The organism is Streptomyces sp. NPDC053560 (assembly GCF_044544605.1).
Taxonomy (GTDB): domain Bacteria; phylum Actinomycetota; class Actinomycetes; order Streptomycetales; family Streptomycetaceae; genus Streptomyces.
Window position 1 is genome coordinate 266710 of record NZ_JBITXI010000008.1, and the last position, 15127, is coordinate 281836.

Consider the following 15127-nt stretch of genomic DNA (forward strand, 5'->3'; position numbering starts at 1 on the left):
CTCCGTATGACATCCACCCCTGTCGATGAACGTGCCGACGCGGGACAGCCGGCGGAAGCGCCGTCCGACGGCCGGGCGACGGGGCACGCACCCCACCGCTGGTGGGTGCTGGCCGTCATCGGCCTCGCCCAGCTGATGGTGGTGCTGGATGCCACCATCGTGAACATCGCCCTCCCGTCCGCCCAGCAGGACCTGGGCTTCAACAACGACGGCCGGCAGTGGGTCGTCACCGCCTACTCCCTTGCCTTCGGCTCCCTGCTGCTGCTCGGCGGCCGGCTCGCCGACCTCTTCGGCCGGAAGACGACGCTGCTGATCGGCCTGATCGGCTTCGCGGGCTCCTCCGCGCTGGCCGGCGCCGCCAACGGCTTCTCGATGCTGGTCGTCGGCCGGGCGCTGCAGGGCCTGTTCGGCGCGCTCCTCGCGCCCTCGGCGCTCTCCCTGCTGACGACGACCTTCACGGACGCCAAGGAACGCGCCAAGGCGTTCGGCATCTTCGGTGCGATCGCCGGTTCCGGCGGCGCGATCGGACTGCTGCTCGGCGGCGTCCTGACCGAGCACCTGGACTGGCGCTGGACGCTGTACGTCAACCTCGTCATCGCCGTCGTCGCGGTCATCGGCGCGCTGGTCTTCATCCGCCGTCCCGCACCCACCACCCGGCCCCGGCTGGACCTGTTCGGCACGCTGCTCGTGGCGGCCGGCCTCTTCGGCATCGTCTTCGGCTTCTCCAACGCCGAGACGCACGCCTGGAGCCACTGGATGTGCTGGGCCTTCCTCGCGGGCGGCGTCGTGCTGGTGCTCGCCTTCGTGCTCTGGGAGACGCGTGCCGGGCACCCGCTGCTGCCGCTGCGCGTCCTGGGTGACCGCAACCGTGCCGCGTCCTTCATATCCGTGTTCATCTCGGGCGCGGGCATGTTCGGGGTCTTCCTCTTCCTGACCTACTACCTCCAGCAGACGCTCGCCTACACCCCGGTCAAGACCGGTCTCGCATTCCTGCCCATGGTCGGCATGCTGATGGTGATGGCGCAGCTGTCCATGAACATCCTGGTGCCCAAGGTCGGGCCCAAGCCGATCGTGCCGCTGGGCATGCTCTTCGCGGGCGCCGGCATGGTCTGGCTCACGCGGCTGGACCTGGACAGCACCTATGCCGCGCACGTGCTGCCGCCGCTGCTGGTGATGGGCCTCGGGCTCGGCATGGTCATGCCGCCCGCCATGAGCCTGGCCACCCTCGGCGTCGCACCCAACGACCAGGGCGTCGCCTCCGCGACGGTCAACACGATGCAGCAGGTCGGCGGCTCGATCGGCACCGCGCTGTTCAACACGATGGCCGCCAGCGCCGTCACGAACTACCTCGCCGACCGCAAGCCCACCAAGCTCAACCAGGCCGAGGCCGCGCTGCACAGCTACGACGTCGCGTACTGGTGGGCCGCCGCGTTCTTCGCCGCCGGCCTGGTCGTCACGCTGCTGCTGTACCGCCGGGGCAAGGCCGTCGCCGACCACGGCCCGGCCGTCCCCGTCGAGGCCGAACACCACGGCCACGGCCGGCACGGCGCGCCGTACGACCCCTCCGAAGGCGCCGACCCCACGGCCACGGCCGAACTCCCGGTGGCCGGCGCCACCGCGGCGCCCGGCGCGGAGACAACACCGACCCCGGTGACCGCGGCCACCGCGACGCCCTCCGGTCCCGCCGTGCACGGCCGGGTCCTGGACGCGGCCGGCGGCCCGGTGCCGCACGCCGCCGTCACCCTGATCGACCCGGGCGGCCGTCAGCTCGGCCGCGCCACGGCCGATGACGACGGCCAGTACGCACTGGCCACCCCGGCCGCCGGCAGCTACGTACTGGTCGGCGCCGCCGCCGGGCACCAGCCGCGGGTCGCCACGCTGGCGGTCGGCGAGGAGCCGGTCGCGTTCGACCTGATGCTGGCCGGCACCGGCGGCCTGGAAGGCACGGTGCGCAGTGGCACAGCGCCGGTGGCGGGAGCCCTGGTCGTGGCCACCGACGAGCGCGGCGACGTCATCGAGTCGGCCGCCTCCGGCGCGGACGGCGGCTACCGGCTGCCCTCGCTCGTACCGGGCGTCTACACCCTGACGGCCAGCGCGGAGGGCTTCCAGCCGTACGCCGGCATGGTCGAGGTCTCCGGCGGCGTACCGACCCGGCAGGACGCCGTGCTCCAGCAGGCGGCCACCCTCCGCGGCACGGTGCACAACCGCACCGGCGCCCCGCTGGGCGACGCACGCGTCTCGCTGCTGGACCCCGCGGGCAACGTGGTGTCGGTCCGCACGACGGGCCCGGACGGCGCGTACGCGTTCACCGACCTGTCCGGCGGTGAATACACGGTCGTGGCCAGCGGCTACCCGCCGGTCGCCACCCCTCTGACCGTCACAGCCGACGGCCACGACGGCTTCGACATCACCCTCACCCACGGGGAGTGACCCAGAGTTGACCCCAGGAGGGCGGCATCCACCCGGATGCCGCCCTCCTCGTCATTCCGGCTGCCCGGCGGGCCAGAACTGCAGCAGATACACCTCGACGTCGTCCACCGCGCCCACCTCCCGGGAGAGCCGCGCCACCGCCTCCCGCCCGGCACAGTAGGCCCGTACCCGCCAGACTCCCGGCGCCAGCAGCTTCGCTCCGGGGCCGCAGCCGTCCGACCAGAAGGCGGCCTCGCCCGACGCCGAGGCGAACGTCACCTCGCTCCGCTCGTCCCAGCGCCGCCGGGCGTCCGGCGGGGGAGCGGCGTCCCACTGTTCGACGGTCACCGCCGCGGTGTGCGTGTGTCCCGCACTCTCCACGTCGAAGCGCCCCGTGTACTCGGTCAGGAAGCCCGCGCCGTACGCGATCTCGCCGGGCCGGCCGTCACCCTGGTCCGGGTAGACGGGCTCCGCGCACTCGTGGCCGTCCTGTACGCACCAGCTGCCGTACGTGACGTACACCTTCCGCGCGTTCACGCGCCGCAGGCGGGCCACGGCGGTTATCGCTCCCCGTCCGTGCCCCCGCGGGCCGGGCGCCACATGGGCCAGAGGGGTGGGCCGTCGGGGTGGGGGTGAATTTCGGTGGTGACGGTGAAGCCGAAGTGGGCGTAGAAGGGGATGTTGTCCGGCTTGGAGGACTCCAGGTGGACGGGCAGGCCCGCGGCGTCGGCGCGGGCGAGGCCCGAGCGGAGCAGGGCGGCGCCGTGGCCCTGTCCGCGGACCAGGGGGTCGGCGCCGATCACCGCGAGGTACCAGTGCGGTTCCGGGGGCGTGTGCGCGGCGACCTGTGCCACGACGTCGCGCAGCAGCGGGGCCCGGTCGCCGAGGATGTCCACCAGTTCCTGCACCGTGTCGGCGTCCGGCACGGCCTTGTCGCGGGATTCCGGCGGGACCCAGAACGCGGCGGCCGATTCAGTGAACTCGCACTGGGCGTACGGCTCGTACTGCCGGCGGAAGAGGGTGGTGAAGTACCGCCCGAGCCGTTCGCCGCGGGTGGCGGCGTCGGGGAGCAGCCAGGACATCAACGGGTCGTCGTCGAAGGCCCGGGCCAGCGACCGGCTGACCGACGGTGCGTCGTCGGCGGTCGCGGCCTTAGGGGTACGCGTGTTCGGCATACCGCACATTCTGCCCGGCCATGATCAGCCGGTGGTGCTCGGTTCCGCCGGTTCCTCCGTGAAGCTCATTTCGGGCGGCGGGACGCGGAACAGGCGGGTGAGGTACGCGAGATAGCAGATGCCGACGGCGAGCCAGACCAGGCCGAGGGTGAGGGCCTTGCCGTCCAGCCGGCTGAGCAGCCAGAGGTCGACCGCGGCGCCCACGGCCGGGAACGCCAGGTAGGTGAGCGGGTTGAGCCGGGTGCCGGCCTGCCGCTCGCGCAGGTACGTCGCGATGACGCTGATGTTGACCAGTGTGAAGGCGGTGAAGGCGCCGAAGTTGATGAAGGAGGTGGAGGTGGTGACGCTCAGCCGGAGGGCGATGAGGCCGATCAGGCCGGTGAGGGCGATGTTGAGGGCCGGGGTGCGGAGCCGGGGGTGGAGGTAGCCGAAGAGGCGGCGCGGGAGGACGCCGTCGCGCCCCATGGCGTACAGCAGGCGGGAGGCGCTGGCCTGGGCGGCGATGCCGGAGGCGAACTGGGCGACGACGAGGCCCGCGAGGAAGACGGAGGCGAAGAGGTCGCCCGCGATGGTCTTCGCGATCTCGAAGGCCGCCGAGTCGGGCTCGTGGAACGTCGCGCCGGGGTGCACGAGCTGGGTGGTGTAGGCGAGGAAGACGAAGATGCCGCCGCCGATGAGGGCGGTGAGGAGGATGGCGCGCGGGATGGTGCGCTTCGGATCGACCGCCTCCTCGGTGAGCGTGGTGACCGCGTCGAAGCCGAGGAAGGAGTACGCGGCGACGGCCGCACCCGCCGAGATGCCGGTCACCGTGGTCGCGTCGTTCACGAATGGGGTCGCGCTGAACATCGCCCCGGTACCGCCCTGATGGAAGACGTGCAGCAGGGAGAGGACCGCGAAGAAGCCGATGACCAGGAGCTGGAAGGCCATGAGGAGGTCATTGGCGCGCTCGGCGGTGCGGATGCCGCAGATGTTCAGCGTGGTGGTGAGGGCGATGAAGGCGAGGATCCACACCCAGGAGGGGATGCCGGGGAACTCGGCCTTGAGGTAGGCGGTGCCGATCAGCCAGATGACCATCGGCAGGAAGAAGTAGTCCAGCAGGGTCGCCCAGCCGACGAGGAAGCCGGCCCTGGAGTCGATGGCACGCCGTACGTAGGTGTAGGCGGAGCCGGCGACGGGGTGGCGCGCGGCCATCTTGCCGTAGCTGTGCGCCGTGAAGATCATCGCGAACATCGCGAGCAGATACGCGGTGGGTACGGCGCCGTCGGTCTCACCGGCGACGACACCGAACGTGCCGAGCACGATCAGCGGGGCCATGTAGGCGAGGCCGAAGGCGACGACGCCCTTGAGGGACAGGGTCCGGCGGAGCGCGGGGGCTTGCTCGGTCACGGTGGTGCTCCAGAGTGGTGGTGACGAGGGTGCGGGGGCCGGGAGGGCCCGGAGTCAGGGACGGGCTCGGTGCGGCCCTGGCCGCCAGGTGCGGGGGTCGATCCGGCCGTCGTACAGGGGCAGTTCGACGGCGGCGTCCCGCTCCCCGAACTGCTCCCACATGCGGCTGAGGCCCGCCGTCCCGTAGGTGCGGACCCGTTCGACGTCGTCGAGGTCGAGCACGTCGGTGAGGACGGTGGACGCGGAGTCCGCCGCTTCCGTACGGACCCGGCCCTCCGGGTCGACGATCAGGCTGCGTCCGGTTCCCTCCGGCCCCGCCGTGTTCACGCTGAGCACGTACACCTGGTTCACGATGGCGTTGGCGCGCGCGAGCACCAGCTCCTGCGCCCGGTCGGCGGTGGTCGTCATGACGGGGTTCACGATGGCCTCGGCGCCCATCCACGCCAGCTGCCGCGCCACCTCGGGGAACCAGGCGTCGTAACAGATCGCGAACCCGATCCGGCCCGCGTCACCCAGGTCCGCGACGACGAAGCGGTCCCCGGACGCGTACGGCTCGTACGGCCGCCAGGGAAAGACCTTGCGGTACGAAGCGGCCAGCCGGCCTTCGGGTGAGAACGCCAGAGCGGTGTTGAACAGCTCGCCGCCGGGGCCCCGTTCGCACACGGTGCCGGGCAGCAGCCAGATGCCGAGATCGCCGGCCAGCTCGGCGAGGGCCTTGGTCCGCGGGCCGTCCAGCGGCTCGGCGGCGTCCTGCAGCCGCGCCTCGCTCTCCGCGCCGGACCCCGCCACCCCGCAGAGGTGCAGCTCGGGATAGGCCGCAAGCCGCGTCTGCGGGAACTTCGCCAGCAGCGCCTGGACATCCTCGGCGAAACCGGACAGTGGGGCTTCTGCCGGGCGGGGCGGTGCCTGGGCGAGTGCGACGGGCAGCGGACGGGACATGACGGTCACCTGCTTCGGTAGCGGAATGCGCTCTTCGGGTCGTCGAGAAAATAGAGCACATTGATCACTTAAACAAGAGTGTTCAAGATGAGCAGTTTTTTGGTTACGGTGCCTCCATGGTCGGCTCCTCCTCGTCCCGCTCCATGCCCGACGCGCCGCCGGCCGGGGCGCGCCCACCGATGCCCCCGGCGCCCGACGCCCTGACCGCGCCACCGCTGGCCGGCATCCGGCGGCTGTCGGCGCTGGACGCCGTACGCGCCCGCATCGCCCTCGCGGTCGACCTGGGGCTCCTCAAGCCCGGCGAGCGGCTGCCGGCCACCGACCGGATCGCCGAGGCGCTGGACACCTCCGAGATCACCGTCCGCCGCGCCCTGGTGGCCCTGTGCCGGGACGGCGTCCTGGAGCGCCGCCGGGGGCGCACCGGCGGCACCCTGGTGGCCGAGCACCCGCCCCGCGGCGCGGTCGCCGCCGTGGAGTCCTACCGGGCCGCCGCGCCGGACGTCCACGCCCTGATCGACCACCGGCTCGTCCTCGAATGCGGCATCGCCCACCTCGCGGCCGTGCGCGCCCCGGACGAGGCGGCGGGGCGCGAGCTGGAGCGGCTGGTGGAGGAGATGGAGCGGGCCGCGAGCTGGGCCGAATTCCACCGCTGGGACGAGCGGTTCCATCTCGCCGTCGCGGCCGCCACGGGCCTGCCCTCGGTGGCCGAGCCGTACGGGCTCGCGCTGAAGGAGCTGTACCGGTACTACCTGCCCTATCCGCTGGTGCACCTGCGTGAGTCCAACGCGGAGCACCGGGCCCTGGTAGAGGCGGTGCGCCGGGCCGACCCGGCCGCCGCGGCGGAGGTCGCCCGGCGCCACGTCCAGACCCTGCACGAGAGCATGTTCATGCACTTGTTGGGGGATTCCTGACCGGGTTACGTTGCCGAAGGCAACTATTGGTCGGTGTGAAGCGAGGGATCGTGACGGCAGTCGTGCAGGGCCACTGCGCCCCGGGGTTCGAGAACGTCCGCGCCGAGTTCGCGCGCAACTTCGCCGAGCGCGGCGAGGTCGGCGCCTCGCTCGCGGTGACGCGCGACGGTGAGTTCGTGGTGGACCTGTGGGGCGGGTACGCCGACGCCGCCCGCAGCCGCTCGTGGGAGCGCGACACCCTGGTCAACGTCTTCTCCACCAGCAAGGGCATGACCGCGCTCTGCGCGCACCTGCTGGCCGACCGCGGCGAACTCGACCTCGACGCACCCGTAGCCCGCTACTGGCCGGAGTTCGCGCAGGCGGGCAAGGCCGAGGTCCCGGTGCGCTGGCTGCTCTCCCACCGTGCGGGTCTGATCGCCCCGCGCGAGCCCCTGGTATCCGACGACGTCTACGACTGGGAGAAGACCTGCGCCGTCCTGGCCGCCACCGAACCGTGGTGGCAGCCGGGCACCGCGCAGGGCTACCACGCCGTCAGCTTCGGCTTCCTGGTCGGCGAGGTCGTCCGCCGGATCACCGGCGCCTCGCTCGGCACGTTCCTGCGTACCGAGATCACCGAACCGCTCGGCGCCGACCTGTACATCGGCACGCCCGAATCCGAGCACGCCCGCTGCGCCGAGCTGATCACGACCGGCGCGGGCGGCAGCCTGCGGCAGGTGTTCCCCGGCATGCCCGAAGGGCCCTTCACCTCGCTGGACGCGCACCCCCTGGCCGGCGTGGCCGCGGCCATGGGGCACCTGCCGATCGGCGACGTGAACAGCGCCCGCTGCCGCAGCGCCGAGATCCCCGCCGCCAACGGCAACGCCACCGCGCACGGCCTGGCCACGGTCTACGGCGCCCTCGCCGCCGGCGACCTGGTCGGCCCCGGCACCCTGGCGGCGATGCGCGCGCAGCAGAGCCGGGACGACGAGCAGGACCTGGTGCTCAGCGCCGCCGCGCCGGAGCGGCTGCCGTTCGCCTGGGCGGCCGGGTACATGCTCAACTCCTACGGCTACTTCGGCCCCAACCGCGACTCCTTCGGCCACGGCGGCGCGGGCGGCTCGCTGGCCTTCGCCGACCCGGAGAACCGGCTCTCCTACGCGTACACGATGAACCGCTTCGGCGGCAGCACGACCGGCGGCGACACCCGCACCCTCCAGCTCGTCGAGGCGGTGTACGCGGCCCCGCCGCTGAGCGGGAAGGCGTAGCGCCCGGCCCGTCGCCCACCGGCCGCCCGGCGGGGTGGGAAGCGGGGCCTCCGGGTTAATCTGCCGGAAAGAGCGGACCAGCACGGGGGAGCGGGGAGGGCGCCCCCATGCCGGTTATGGACCCGGGGGAGCGGCGTGATGCTGCCGGTCCGCGCGACAACGCACTTACTGCGGCGGGCGGTTGTCCCCGGGAGCGGTGTCTTGAGGCGTTGGCGGAGGTCGCCCGGGCCCTGTTGTCGGGAGCACCGGCGGCCGAGGTGCTGCGGCTGATCGCCCGGCGCGGCGGCGAGCTGGTGCACGCGGACTCGGTTGCGGTGCTGCTGCCGGACGACGGTACGGGGGAGCTCGCCGTCGCCGTGGCCCACGGCGACGGGGGCGCGGGGCCCGAGGCCACCGTGGAGCTGCCGTGGGGCGGGCAGGCGCGTGGGGCGCTGCGGCTGGGCCGGGCACGTGGGCGGCAGCCGTTCTCCGCGCGTGAGGTGGAGTTGCTCTCCCGTTTCGTGGCGGAGGTGGCGCTCGCGCGGGAGCTGGATCGGCGGCGCCGGGAGGCCGAGCAGGTCGAGGTGGTGCGCGAGCGCGACCGGATCGCCCGGGACCTGCACGACCTGGCGATCCAGCGGCTGTTCGCGACGGGGATGGCGCTGCAGGGCGTGGAGCCGCTGATCGACCGGCCGGAGGCGGCGCGGCGGATCGGGCGGGCGGTGAACGACCTGGACGAGACCATCAAGATCATCCGGTCGGCCGTGTTCGGGCTGCGGACGGCGGCCGAGCCGCGGGACGGCGCCGGGCTGCGCCGGCGGGTGCTGGACGTGGCGGGCTCGGCGGGGGAGGCGCTGGGCTTCGCGCCGGCGCTGCGGATGGACGGGCCGCTGGACACCGATGTACCGGCGGCCACGGCCGGGCAGGTCGTGGCGGTCCTCGCCGAGGCGCTGAGCAACACCGCCCGCCATGCGCACGCCCGCCGGGTGGACGTCGCCCTGACCGTGGCCGACGACGTGGTGCTGAGCGTCACGGACGACGGGGTGGGCCTGGCCGGGCACGCGGGCGCGTACGGTGACGCACCGTCGGAAGGCGGCCTGGCGAACCTGCGGTGGCGGGCCGGGCTGCTCGGCGGCCGCCTGCTGCTGACGACGCCGCCCGGCGGCGGTACGCGCCTGGTCTGGCGCGTACCGCTGCCGGACGGCAGCCGGTCATGACCGGGGCGGGCCCGCCGCCCCGCGTTCCGTCACATCTCGCGGGCCGGGTTGCCGGCCCAGCGGGCGTGCGGCGGCACTTCCTCGCCCTTCATGAGGAAGGAGTCGGGCCCCAGCACCACGCCGTCGCCCACGGTCACGCCGTAGTGGACGAGGGTGCCGGCCCCCAGGGTGCAGCCGTTCCCGAGCGTGGAGCGGTCGGACTTGAACGTGCCGTCCTCCTGGGAGTGGCACTGGATGACGCTGCTGATGTTGAGCGTGCAGTCGTCGCCGATGGTGACGAGCGTCCGCTCGGGCATCCTGGCGCCGTCGTCGAAGAGCCGCCGCCCGAGCCGGACCCCCAGCAGCCGCCAGAACAGGCCCTTGAACGGCGTGCCGTTCAGCAGCCGCAGCTCCATCGCCTGGTGCTTCCAGAACCGTTCGTGCTGCCAGAAGTGCGGGTGGTAGATGGAGCAGAAACGCGGGCTCTGCGGCCGGAACCTGGTCGAGGCACGCTCGGCGAGCGCGGTGAACCCGAGCGTGAACGCCAGGGTGAGGACGGTGGCCGCGGCGAACGCCAGCGCGCCGACCGACGCGTAGAGACCCGCGGCCGCGCCCGCCAGCAGCAGTACGCCGAAGAGGTGGATCCACCGGGCGAACAGGAACGAGGCCAGCGTGACGGCGTTGTGCCGGTTCTTGCGGGTGAGCTGCCGGCGCAGCTCCGCACCGCTCCGCAGGTGGTCGAAGGTGGCGTCGCGCTCGACGGAGCGCGGGATCTCGAAGCTGGGGGACCCCAGGAGCCCCACACCCTCCCGCACCTCCCCGTCGATCGGGACCATGACCTTGGTCGCGAGCAGGCAGTTGTCGCCCGTCCGGCCCCCGGCGGGGTAGGCCACCTGGTTGCCGAGGAAGTTGTGCGGGCCGATCGCCACCCGCGTGACGCGGAAGGACGTACTGGAGTAGTCCGCGTTGATGACCGACAGGCCGTCGGCGACCATCGTGCCGGTGCCGATGGTGGTCAGGTACGGGTTCTCGTGTTTGACGTCGGTGCCGAAGTTCGAACCGGTCTGCTCCACCTGCGACAGGTCGTACCCGATGCCGCGCAGGTACTGGACGACGAGCGAGCTGTCACCGGCGAGGCGCATGAAGAACTTGTTGTTGGTCAGGCGCGCGATCGCCCGGTGCACCGAGTAGTGGAAGCCGTACAGCGGATAGACCTTGTCCGGCTTCAGGAAGAGGTTCAGCAGCCGGGGAACGGTGGTCACGAAGAGGAGCCCGAAGAGCAGCGAACCGAAGAAGAGCACGAAGGACGCGGCCAGCGCGTCACGGTAGAACACCCAGCTCGTGAAGGTCAGCGGCTCCGTGCTCAGCACCGATTTCAGCTGCGGCACCTGCGAGACCAGCAGGTCGGCGCCGCTCAGCATCAGCGGCACGTAGACGAGCAGCGCGGTCAGCAGCTGGGCCAGGCTGTAGGAGACCCGGCTCATTGTGCTGCACCGGGCGGGGCCGGTCCGCCGGTAGTTCGTGTCCGTCGGCTGCCCGGGAGTGCCGTGCCGGCGTTCCCCCGCGGGCACGGCCTGCCCGGCGTGCAGCGACGAGGCGTGGCCGAGCTGCGCCCCGTCGCCCATCGAGACGTCGATGTCCAGCACCGTGCTCTCGCTGATGTACACGTCCTTGCCGAGGGTCACGGGACCGGTGCGGATCCAGCCCGCTTCGGCCCGGTAGCACGTGAGGAACGCTTCCTTGCGGATGACCGTGTTGTCGCCGACGGTCAGCAGGTCGGTGCAGACGGGCACGTGCTTGGAGAGGATCGCGACCCGGCTCCCGATGTGCGCGCCCAGTGCCTTGAGGTAGAGCACGTACAGCGGCGAACCGGCGAACAACACCAGCGGGTTGAGCTGAATCAACGTCCTGACCAGCCAGAACCGGACGTATGCCAGGCTCCAGATGCGGATCCGCTGTGGCTTCCACCGGCCGATGAGCAGCCACTTGGCCAGGATCGGCAGGACACACATGCCGAGGAAGACCGCCCCGCCGAACAGGACCGTGCGCACGTAACCGCCGAGCAGCCCCGAGCCGGCCGCGATCCAGTCGTAGCCGACGGCGAGGACGAGGGCGGTGACGTAGGCGTAGCCCAGGAACAGCAGCAACTGCAGGGCGCCGCACATGACATAGCGTGCGGTGCTCGGCGTGGCCGGCTCCGGCGGGGCCGGTACGTCGGTCACCACCACGTCCGGGACGGCGGGTGCGGGCGCCGGGGCGTCGAAGGCAGCGGCCAGGCTGCGGATCGTCGGGTACCGGTAGATGTCCTTCATGGACACCGTCGGCAGGTCGTCGCGCTTCCTGAGCCGGGCGCAGAATTGCGCCATCAGCAGCGAATCGGCGCTGAGGTCGTCGAAGAAGTGGCTGTCGAGCGGTACGTGCTCGACGTGGACGACGGCGGCCAGCACGTCGGCGAGGAGACTTTCGGTGCCGGCCGTCGTGGCGACGGACGGCTCGCGTGGGGCGGTTGACGGTTCCGCCAGGTCGGTAGCCGTGACCTGGGCGTTCTTTCCCACCACATGAACTCCTTGAGAGTAACGATCGAGCGGGCGGGCGAGGGCGGAGTGGAGGCGTCCACTCGCCCGCGGGTTGGGGGGCCGGTCCCTCGGGGTCCGGGGGTGCGGTGGGGGAAGCCCCCGGGGCCGGAGGAGAAGTACGGGGCGGCGGGGAGGGCCGCGTACCGGAGCCGCCGTGCGCCGACGGCGGCAGCACGCGTCCGTCAGGACCGCCGCTCCCGAACGATGGCTGTCACCGGGACACCACCGGCCGCGCGGTAGGTCTGGGGACCCGCCCGGCCGGGTACATGCCCGGTGATACCTGCGGCAGTGCGCTGTGCGTCGTCACGGCCCACAGTCTTCAAAACGGACGGGATTCAACCGATCCGCCAAGTTTCCGGAGCCGCCCCGCCGGGCGGCCGGAGCCGTTCCGCCGACCGGCCGGGCCGGCCCCGCCGACCGGCGGGAGCCGCCCCGCCGCATGGCGGGAACCAGCCGCGGGCACCCGGAAGCCGCAGTTCAACGTGGTACACATCGGGCGGTGTCCCGAGGCGAGTGGAGCACGCGTGATCCGGGTACTGGTGGTCGACGACGAGGCCCTGATCCGTACGGGCTTCCAGCACATCCTCGGCGCGGCCGACGACATCGAGGTCGTGGCGGCGGTCCACGGGGGCCAGGCGGTCCGGTCCGTACGGGAGTTACGGCCGGACGTCGTGCTGCTCGACATCCGGATGCCGGACGTGGACGGGCTCACCGTTCTGGCCGACCTCCGCAGCCTGCGGCAGCCGCCGGTGGTCGCGATGCTCACCACCTTCGACACCGACGAGTACGTGGCGGCAGCGCTGCGCTCCGGAGCCGACGGCTTCCTCCTCAAGGACACCGACCCCGAACAACTCCCGCACCTGATACGTACGTTGGCGGCCGGCGGTGTCGTCCTGTCCGCCACGGTCACCCGCACGGTCGTCAACGGCTTCCTGGACAGCGGCCCCGACGAGCCCGCCGTACGCGGCGTGGCCCGGCTGACCGACCGCGAACGCGCCGTGCTCCGGCTCGTCGCGGACGGGCTGTCCAACGCCGACATCGGGACGCGGATGCACCTGAGCACCGGCACGGTCAAGGACCACGTGAGCACCATCCTCACCAAACTGGAGGTGGGCAGCCGGGTCCAGGCCGCTCTGCTCGCCGAACGGGCGGGACTCCTCAGGACCCCGCGGGCCGGGGAGGCCACATGAGGACCCGGGAAGCACAGCCGATGCTCAGATCCGGCCGCCCGCTGGGCCTGCTGAAGTCCCGCCGGCCACCGGTGCTGCTGCTGGACACCGCCCTCATCGTCGCCGTCCTGCTGGACGCCTGGGCCCACTACGAACCGGACGACCCGTGGGGCACCGCCTTCTCCCTGCTCGCCGCCTTCTCCCTCGCGCTGCGCCGCCGTCTGCCGCTCACCACCTTCCTGCTCACCCTGCCGGCGCTCGTCATCGCTGACGCCAAGTACGCCTCGCTGGCGGCGCTGTACACCTTCGCCTCGCTGACCCACCGCCGCGTACTGCTCGCCATCTGCGCCCTGACGGTCGTGGCGGGCCATGTCGTGCCCTGGCCGTACCCGGAGTACGACGACTACCAGGACACCTCGACCCTGATCCACGTCGGGTACAAGCTGGCGATGGCCGCCGCACCCGTCTTCCTCGGCCAGCTCGTCCAGGCCCGCCGGGACCTGTCGGTGCGGCTCGCCGAGATCTCCGAGGCGCGCGACCACGAGCGGCTGCTGCTCGCGCAGACCGTCCTCGCCAAGGAACGCGCCCAGCTCGCGCGGGAGATGCACGACGTGGTCTCCCACCAGGTCAGCCTGATCGCCGTACGGGCCGGGGCGCTCCAGGTCGGCACCCGCGACCCGGCGGTGAAGGAGGCGGCGGCCACCATCCGGCGGCTCAGCGTGCAGACCCTGGAAGAACTGCGGCACATGGTCAGCGTGTTGCGTGCCTCGGGCAGCCGGCCGACCGAACTGACCCCGCAGCCCTCCCTCGCCGACCTCCAGCGCCTGGTCAGCTGCAGCGGCATCGAGGCGGAGCTGAAGACCGATCTGCCCGAGGGGCTGCCGCCGACCGTCCAGCGGGCCGTCTACCGCACCGTCCAGGAAGCCCTGACCAACGTGCGCAAGCACGCCCCGGGCGCCACCGCGACCGTCCGCATCCACTCCGAGGGCGGCACCCTGCACGCCGTCGTCACCAATACGGCCCCCACCCGCCCGGCGCTGCCGCTGCCCAGCGCTTCCCACGGCCTGGTCGGCCTGCGCCAGCGGGCCGAACTCCTCGGCGGCACCGTCACCGCCGGCCCCACGGACGAGGGCGGCTACCGGCTCCACCTGGAGCTGCCGACCGAGGGCCGGCCGGGAGCGGGCGGGCAGCGCTGAGCGGCCGGCGGCCGGCTACGGCGCGTCGTGCAGCATGGCGCGGGCCCGGTCGATCAGGGCGCGCGCTGCCGGGCTGCGCGGCCCGTCGGCCCGCCAGGCGAACACCAGACGCCCGCGCAGCGCGGGCGGATCGATCCTGACCGTCCGCAGCCGGCCGGCCGAGGCCTCGGCGGCGACGCCCGGGAGGATCGCGGTCCCCAGCCCGCGTGCGGCGAGCTGGGCGAGGACCTCCGGCTTGCTCGCCTCGAAGGCGATCTCCGGCGTGAAACCCGCCGCCGCACAGGCCTCGTCGAGCCGGGTGCGCAGGCCCGTGCCGCGCGGCAGGCTGATCAGCGGGCGGCCGCGCAGGGTGTCGAGCGAGATGACGGAGTGCACGGCCAGTTCGTGGTCGGGACCGACCGCCGCGACGAGCGGCTGGTCGTCCACCACGATGATCTCCAGGCCGGCCGGGGTGTCGCTCCCCACGCTGACGATCGCCGCGTCCAGCCGGCCCGTCCGCAGGTCCTCCATGAGCGCGTCCGACGTGGCTTCGGACAGCGTGATGTCGACCGCGGGGTGGGCTTCGTGGAACTCCGCCAGCAGTCCGGGGAGATCGACGTGGTGCGAGGTCACGGTCCCCACGGCGACATGCCCGCGCAGCAGCCCGGTCAGCTCGTCGACGGCCGCCCGTGCCCCGTCCACCGCGGCGAGCGCCGCCCGCGCGTACGGCAGGACGGCCGCGCCCACCTCGGTGAGCCGCACCGCCCGCCCCGAGCGGTCCAGCAGCTCCTGGCCCAGCTCCCGCTCCAGCCGCCGGATCTGCGCGCTCACCCCCGGCTGGGCGACATGCAGCCTTTCCGCGGCCCGGGTGAAGTTCCGCTCCTCGGCCACGGCGACGAAGTACTGCAACTGATGAAGCTCCATGACCGCGCAGTCTAGCCCTCCATAACCACTGCTTCTGATCGGCA

Annotated in this window: 12 protein-coding genes; 6 read left to right on the plus strand and 6 right to left on the minus strand. The window is 72.6% G+C overall.

Going from position 1 to position 15127, the window contains the following annotated elements; translation table 11 throughout:
- Positions 1–6: 6 nt before the first annotated feature.
- Positions 7–2430, plus strand: coding sequence for a DHA2 family efflux MFS transporter permease subunit (locus ACIGQF_RS21000; RefSeq protein WP_399712153.1), 2424 nt, complete (start codon positions 7–9; stop codon positions 2428–2430).
- 51 nt (positions 2431–2481) lie between these two features.
- On the opposite strand, the gene ACIGQF_RS21005 is transcribed toward ACIGQF_RS21000, so the two are convergent.
- From ACIGQF_RS21005 to ACIGQF_RS21020, 4 genes are read right to left on the minus strand one after another with little or no spacing between them, the layout of a single operon-like run.
- Positions 2482–2946 carry a hypothetical protein gene (locus ACIGQF_RS21005; RefSeq protein WP_399712156.1) on the minus strand — a complete coding sequence of 155 codons (465 nt, stop codon included), beginning with the start codon at positions 2944–2946 and terminating at the stop codon, positions 2482–2484.
- Between the two features lie 23 nt (positions 2947–2969).
- On the minus strand, positions 2970–3593 hold the full coding sequence (locus ACIGQF_RS21010; protein ID WP_399712158.1) for a GNAT family N-acetyltransferase: 624 nt from the start codon (positions 3591–3593) through the stop codon (positions 2970–2972).
- A gap of 15 nt (positions 3594–3608) precedes the next feature.
- On the minus strand, positions 3609–4970 hold the full coding sequence (locus ACIGQF_RS21015) for an APC family permease (RefSeq protein ID WP_399712161.1): 1362 nt from the start codon (positions 4968–4970) through the stop codon (positions 3609–3611).
- Positions 4971–5024: 54 nt separating this feature from the next.
- Positions 5025–5909 (minus strand): carbon-nitrogen hydrolase family protein, encoded by an 885-nt coding sequence (locus ACIGQF_RS21020; RefSeq protein WP_399712164.1) that lies wholly within the window; start codon positions 5907–5909, stop codon positions 5025–5027.
- Positions 5910–6025: 116 nt separating this feature from the next.
- On the opposite strand from ACIGQF_RS21020, the gene ACIGQF_RS21025 reads away from it, so the two are divergent.
- The 3 genes from ACIGQF_RS21025 (at position 6026) to ACIGQF_RS21035 (ending at position 9260) form a co-directional block, all read left to right on the plus strand.
- Positions 6026–6820 (plus strand): FadR/GntR family transcriptional regulator, encoded by a 795-nt coding sequence (locus tag ACIGQF_RS21025; protein WP_399712167.1) that lies wholly within the window; start codon positions 6026–6028, stop codon positions 6818–6820.
- 47 nt (positions 6821–6867) lie between these two features.
- Positions 6868–8064, plus strand: a complete 1197-nt coding sequence (locus ACIGQF_RS21030; RefSeq protein WP_399712623.1) for a serine hydrolase domain-containing protein — start codon at positions 6868–6870, stop codon at positions 8062–8064.
- A gap of 209 nt (positions 8065–8273) precedes the next feature.
- Positions 8274–9260: a sensor histidine kinase gene (locus ACIGQF_RS21035; RefSeq protein WP_399712170.1), complete on the plus strand. Its 987-nt coding sequence runs from the start codon at positions 8274–8276 to the stop codon at positions 9258–9260.
- A 29-nt stretch (positions 9261–9289) separates the two neighbouring features.
- On the opposite strand, the gene ACIGQF_RS21040 is transcribed toward ACIGQF_RS21035, so the two are convergent.
- On the minus strand, positions 9290–11797 hold the full coding sequence (locus ACIGQF_RS21040) for a Pls/PosA family non-ribosomal peptide synthetase (protein ID WP_399712173.1): 2508 nt from the start codon (positions 11795–11797) through the stop codon (positions 9290–9292).
- A 542-nt stretch (positions 11798–12339) separates the two neighbouring features.
- Here ACIGQF_RS21040 and ACIGQF_RS21045 point away from each other — a divergent pair.
- Positions 12340–13005: a response regulator gene (locus ACIGQF_RS21045; protein WP_399712176.1), complete on the plus strand. Its 666-nt coding sequence runs from the start codon at positions 12340–12342 to the stop codon at positions 13003–13005.
- A 20-nt stretch (positions 13006–13025) separates the two neighbouring features.
- Positions 13026–14180, plus strand: a complete 1155-nt coding sequence (locus ACIGQF_RS21050) for a sensor histidine kinase (protein ID WP_399712625.1) — start codon at positions 13026–13028, stop codon at positions 14178–14180.
- Between the two features lie 15 nt (positions 14181–14195).
- On the opposite strand, the gene ACIGQF_RS21055 is transcribed toward ACIGQF_RS21050, so the two are convergent.
- Positions 14196–15083 carry a LysR family transcriptional regulator gene (locus tag ACIGQF_RS21055; RefSeq protein ID WP_399712179.1) on the minus strand — a complete coding sequence of 296 codons (888 nt, stop codon included), beginning with the start codon at positions 15081–15083 and terminating at the stop codon, positions 14196–14198.
- Between the last annotated feature and the right edge of the window lie 44 nt (positions 15084–15127).

Excerpts from the sequence above, each read along its gene's own strand:
- ACIGQF_RS21000 (WP_399712153.1), top strand. The coding sequence starts at position 7 with ATGACATCCACCCCTGTCGATGAACGTGCCGACGCGGGACAGCCGGCG.
- ACIGQF_RS21010 (WP_399712158.1), bottom strand. The coding sequence starts at position 3,593 with ATGTGCGGTATGCCGAACACGCGTACCCCTAAGGCCGCGACCGCCGAC.
- ACIGQF_RS21020 (WP_399712164.1), bottom strand. The coding sequence starts at position 5,909 with ATGTCCCGTCCGCTGCCCGTCGCACTCGCCCAGGCACCGCCCCGCCCG.
- ACIGQF_RS21025 (WP_399712167.1), top strand. The coding sequence starts at position 6,026 with ATGGTCGGCTCCTCCTCGTCCCGCTCCATGCCCGACGCGCCGCCGGCC.
- ACIGQF_RS21050 (WP_399712625.1), top strand. The coding sequence starts at position 13,026 with ATGCTCAGATCCGGCCGCCCGCTGGGCCTGCTGAAGTCCCGCCGGCCA.
- ACIGQF_RS21055 (WP_399712179.1), bottom strand. The coding sequence starts at position 15,083 with ATGGAGCTTCATCAGTTGCAGTACTTCGTCGCCGTGGCCGAGGAGCGG.